This is a genomic window from Brevundimonas sp. EAKA (assembly GCF_000698025.1).
Taxonomy (GTDB): Bacteria; Pseudomonadota; Alphaproteobacteria; order Caulobacterales; family Caulobacteraceae; genus Brevundimonas; species Brevundimonas mediterranea_A.
Genome location: NZ_JMQR01000173.1, coordinates 1 through 5162, shown reverse-complemented (window position 1 = coordinate 5162; position 5162 = coordinate 1). Strand labels below are relative to the sequence as shown.

At 64.5% G+C, this 5162-nt stretch carries 4 protein-coding genes; all 4 read right to left on the bottom strand.

The genetic code is table 11. The annotated features are described in order from the left end of the window. Positions 1-469 (bottom strand): agmatine deiminase family protein (locus tag ER13_RS16010; protein WP_197019810.1); only part of this gene is annotated, 469 nt, incomplete at its 3' end. A 160-nt stretch (positions 470-629) separates the two neighbouring features. Further along, a complete protein-coding gene (locus tag ER13_RS16005) occupies positions 630-3101 on the bottom strand; it encodes a TonB-dependent receptor (RefSeq protein ID WP_035310864.1) in 2472 nt (823 codons plus the stop codon). Positions 3102-3281: 180 nt separating this feature from the next. Next, the gene (locus tag ER13_RS16000; protein WP_052005166.1) at positions 3282-4508 is read right to left on the bottom strand and encodes a capsular biosynthesis protein; all 1227 of its coding nucleotides are present in this window, start codon (positions 4506-4508) and stop codon (positions 3282-3284) included. Positions 4509-4939: 431 nt separating this feature from the next. Further along, the coding region (locus ER13_RS15995; RefSeq protein ID WP_035310862.1) for an OmpA family protein at positions 4940-5162 on the bottom strand (223 nt) is incomplete at its 5' end.

The window sequence follows — 5162 nt, the reverse complement described above, 5'->3', positions numbered from 1 at the left end:
CCGTCCCCTCCCCGTCATGATCCAGCGACCCGCCCTCCATGACGAAATCGTTCCACGTCAGGTCCACGCCCGCATGTCGGCCGATCTGGCCGGCGACCCGATCATCGCCCGGCATGTCGTATTTCCCGCCCCAGCCGTTGAACCGGAACGCCGCCGCCGTCTTCGACCCCACACCGAAGATCGGCCCGGTGTCGCGCAGCCATATGTCGCCGAACTCACCGGCCACCACCTCGACATTCTCGAAGCCCTCAAAGCGCGCCCGGGCGTCCGCCAGCACCTCGGCCTTGCCGACCATCAGCCTGACCTGCTCGCGCCCCGGCCCGGCCAGCGCCCGCACCAGCCCCTCGACCTCGTCCTGCGCCTGCTCCAGCGCCTCGAACCAGTATTCCGCATGGCTGGGCCAGCCCACCCACATGGCGCGGTGCGGAGCCCACTCGGCAGGAACGGCGGCGGAGATGGGAGCGGTCATCGGCGGGCAGGTCCTGTCTGGGGTCCAACGGAGCGGGCGGGCGACCCGCGAGCCGCGCCATATGGCCCCAACCGCCCCCGACTTCAACGGCGGGCTTTACGCAAAGAAAAAGGGCGGCCCGCGAACGGACCGCCCTTCGTCGTTTCAGTCTGGCTAAGCCTTAGAAGGCGTAGCGGACCGAGGCCTGGATCGTGCGCGGCGGGCCTTGGTTGGCGTACAGCGACGAGTTGGCGTCCAGACCGGTGCCCAGCGAGCCGAAATATTCTTCGTCCAGCAGGTTGGTCACGTTGATCTGGATGTCGGTGCCTTCAAAGCCGAAGTAGCCCAGGTCGAAGCGGGCGTCGGCGTTGACGACCGTATAGCTCGGCACCGCCAGGTCGTTGACGTCGGTCAGCCAACGCTCGCCGACATACTTGGCCTGGATGCCGGCGCTCAGCGGCCCGGTTTCGTACTTGGCGCTCAGGACGAAGGTCCAATCCGGCGTTTCCACCAGGCTCTTGCCGCCGACCGGGATGACGCTGCTCGAGCTTCTGCGATAGTCGTCCTGGATCTCGCTGTCGTTGTACGAAGCCGAAGCATAGAAGGACAGCGACTCGATCGGCGAGTAGCCGAGCTGGGCGTCGAAGCCCTTCATGTCCACATCGCCGACGTTACGGTCGGTGCTGATGTTGGTTTCCGGATCATAGGCCGACAGGATGCGGTTCTGGAACTGGGTGTACCAGATGTTGGCCGAGGCGATCAGGGTTCCGGTTTGGTAGCGGTAGCCGGCGTCGTAGGTCTTGCTGGTTTCCGGATCCAGGATCGGGCTGATCAGCTCACCGTTCGCATTGTACAGAACCGTGTACAGGTTGTCGGTGCGCGGCAGGGTCAAGCTTTCCGCATAAGAGAAGTAGACGCTGCTGGCGCCGTCGAAGCGCCAGACGGCGTTCAGGTTCGGCAGGATGTCATCGAACGTCTTCTCGCGGCTGTAGGGCGCGATGTAGTCGGTCGTCGAAGTGCCGATCCGGTAGTAGGTGTATTTGGAGGTCGAGTTCGGCGACACGGTCGTCGTCTGCGTGGTGCAGGCCACCGAGCTGGAACCCTTGGCCGAGTAGCAGTTCTGGTTCATGTCGCGCTTGAAGAAGGGCGCGCGGACACCCAGGCTCAGGCGCAGGTGATCGTCGATGAACTTGCCGCGGTATTCGAACGCCACCTGGTTCAGTTCGGCGTAGGATAGACGGTCACGCCCACGCAGGTCGTAGCCGTCCAGGTTGGTGATGGTTTCGCCGTTGCGGCCGCCAAAGTAGTTCGAGAAGCGCGGCTCGGACGGGTTGGAGAAGTCGATCGTGCCGTAGGCGCCCGTCTGACGGTGACGCGCCCAGTCCAGCGTATAGGCCAGACGCAGCGAGTGGTCGTCGTTGACGTTCCAGATCAACGAAGAGTTGATGCCGTAGCGCTGGGTGTGGGTGTTCGACGGGGCCATGACACGGACGGTGTCCAGGGTGTCGCCGTCGCCGTTCAGGTCAACGCCGCCCGTGGTCTTGGAACCGCGCAGCACGGCGTTGGTCTCGGTCAGGGTCGTCTGTTGCGAGCCGCCGTTGGCCAGAACGTACTGGAACGAGGGGTCGAATGTGAAGATCAGGCCTTCAGCCAGGGTGAAGCGCGACTGGCCGCGGAGGTTGCCCGTGTCCGAAGGGTTGACGCGCAGACCCCAGTAGCTGGTGCCGTTGCTGTCGACGTCCGCAAAGCCGTTGCGGAAGGTCGGCGCCGTATAGGTCGGGACGAAGTCGACGTTCCAGCCGAAGGGGCTGGTGTCGGCCGTCGAACCGAGCGAGCCATCCGCGTTACGGAACAGGTTCGGGCCGTTGTAGTTGTTGTTGCGGTTGCGGTTCCAGTGCGCGGCCAGCGAGACGAAGTCGCCGTTGTCGCGGATCGGCTGATACACCTTGGCATTGTACTGGATCTTGCCCAGGTCGCCGATGCCCTTGAACTTGTCATAGGACTGGTCGGAATAGGCCAGCCAGGCGCGGGTGCCCCAGGGGCCGACGGCGCCGGTGTTCACCAGGCCCATGACGCGCTTGTAGTTGAAGTCGCCCAGCGAACCCTTCACCCAGCCGCCGAACTCTTCGGTGGGGGTGATGGACGAGATGTTGATCGTACCCCCGGTGGCCGAGGCCGAGGGGCTGTCGGCGTCGGTCGTGCCGGTGTTGACCGTGGCGCGGTCGATCAGCTCGCTATCCAGCTGCTGGTTCGTATAGAGGGCGTAGTTGCCCGAGTCGTTCAGCGGCATGCCGTCGAAGGTCTGGGCGATGCGGTTGCCGTCGAAACCGTGCAGGCGGATGTTGCCGCCCGACGAACCATACGGGTCGTTGTTGGTGAAGTTCATGCCGGGAACGAGGTTCAGAACCTCGTTGATCGACTGACCCGCAGCCTGGGTCGCAATATATTCTTGCGTGATCGTCGAACGGCTCTTGCCGACGTTCTCAGCCACGATGGCTCCGTCGATGCTGCGCGGGCCGCGCGCGCCGGTGACAACGATTTCGTCGACTTCAGTCGCTTGGGTGCCGGTCGATTGTGCGGAGGCGGCGCCGGCGGCGGCCAGCGTGCCGACGATGGCTGTGGTCGCCCAGAAGAGGCGCTTGCGGTTGATCATTGCATCTATCCCCAGATGAAGGCCGTACAGACCCTAAAGGCGACAGGCGGGGTCGCCTGTCGAAATCTGGCCCCATCTACGTCGGGTGTTGCAATGTCAGGCGACAGTTATATGACAGCGATATGACAAGGCCCAGCTGTGGCCCCTTCGCAACATTCATGCCGCCCTACGGGGGATTGCTTAGAAAATCCGCTCAAACATGTCGGCGACGCCATGCGCTGTCCGTCCGATCGCCCGGGGTTCATGGAAATTGCCGTTCACCTGGCTCTGGGCGATCACATGGGCGCGGAATCGCGTGAACAGGGCCGTGTCCGGCGCCTGGGGCGCCGACCAAAAGTCGTCCAGCGCCTGCTGGTCGGTCAATCCGTCGAAGTCGAAGAAGGCGTCGCCCAGAACCTTGACCGGCGTATGGAAGCCCAGGGCGGACAGGGCGGCGCTGGAATTGTTCACCACCATGCCCTGAGAGGCGCGACACAACTGGGCCAGATTTCCGCCGTCGATGAAATCGACCCGTCCTTGCAGACCGCGCTCTATGACCAGACGCCGCGTCACCGCCGAAAGATCGATCAGACCCGGATCCAGCGGATGGTTCTTCACCACCAGCCGCGCGTTCCGGGGCGCATGGGCCGCAAAACTGGTCATGACCTCGGCGAGGAAGGCGGTGTTGTCGGCGTATCGCGAATAGCGAAGCAGTTGCGCGTCGCCTTCACGCTGGAGACAGACGATGAAGAATTCGCCCCGCGCGGCGATGACATCGACGTCGTTCTCCGACGGACGCCGCGTCGCCAGGCTGAGATAGCGCCGCACATGGCCCAGGCACTGGCTGAGGGGCGAGGCCGTGTAATGGTTGGCGTGCCGGGGAAACAGAAAGGCGCCCAACGTCTGGACCAGATGGTAGGCGGTTATGTTCACCACATGGTGAGGCAGGATCCGGCCCACGGGGATGGGGTCGGGAAGGACGGGTTCCGGCGCGGGATAGCCGTCGCGAAAACGGGGAAGGCCGCTGGACGCATTGACGCCGTTCAGCTCGACCGTGATCCAGTCTGGGCGGAAATATCCATTCTCCAGCACCCAGACGCGGGCGTCGAGCCCTTCGGTCGCCGACAGGACCGCACGATTATAGGGGCCGCCTTCGCCAAACAGAAGGAGATCGGTGAAGTCGGCCGCCACCTCCGCCAACCGTTCAGCCCAGACTTCGGCTGCGGCCTTGAACACCACGCCGCCGGCGCGGCGCCAATTCAGGGCGTCGCCGGCGTTGAAGATCATCCGCTGAACCGTCGCGCCCCGCGCCTCCAACGTCCGCGCCAGAGCGACCCCGAATCCGCCAAACGGCGCCGACACGATCAGGAATCGCCGGCCGGCCAGGCTTTGACTGCGGTGACGGGAGCCGACAGGCAGGATCGTCACCTCGCCGCCGCGCGCAGGCGTCGGGGGCGGTGCGCGAAGCCGCGATTGGACGGCCGGGGGGCTGTCCGCCCGAAGCCGGTACCGCCGCCGCCGACGCCCCGTGACCTGTCGATGCGACTGGCGAAGATCAACCATTTTACAGACCCCCAGTTCGCTTCAAGCGGCGCGGCGGGGCAAGGAAGGACTCTTCGCCGATGCAATCGGGGCGTTTGGCGGAGAATGTGACCATTGGGCTTTATCTCGCTCGCTCCAGAGGTCGGATCAACCCAAATTCCATAATGCGGCGCGATTTCGACCAACCGTTACCGCCTCTCCACATGGGAAAACCGCCATCCTCGAACGAAGACGGCGGTTTTTGATCCGTCCGATAGACGTACCTCAAGCTCCCGCGCCCCCCGATCCGACTTTCGTCGGGCCGGGGGGTCTAGGTCTTAGAAGTTGATGTCGATCGTCGCGCGACGGTTGAGCGGCTCACGCACGCCGTCAGCGGTCGGCTTGGCCAGGGCGGTTTCACCCTTGGCGTCCAGGGCGATAACGCCGCCGTTGACGCCTTGGGCGACCAGGGCGTCCGCAACGGTGCGCGAACGACGGTTCGACAGGCCGAGGTTATAGGCGGCCGAGCCCGAGGTGTCGGTGTAGCCGACGATCAGGACG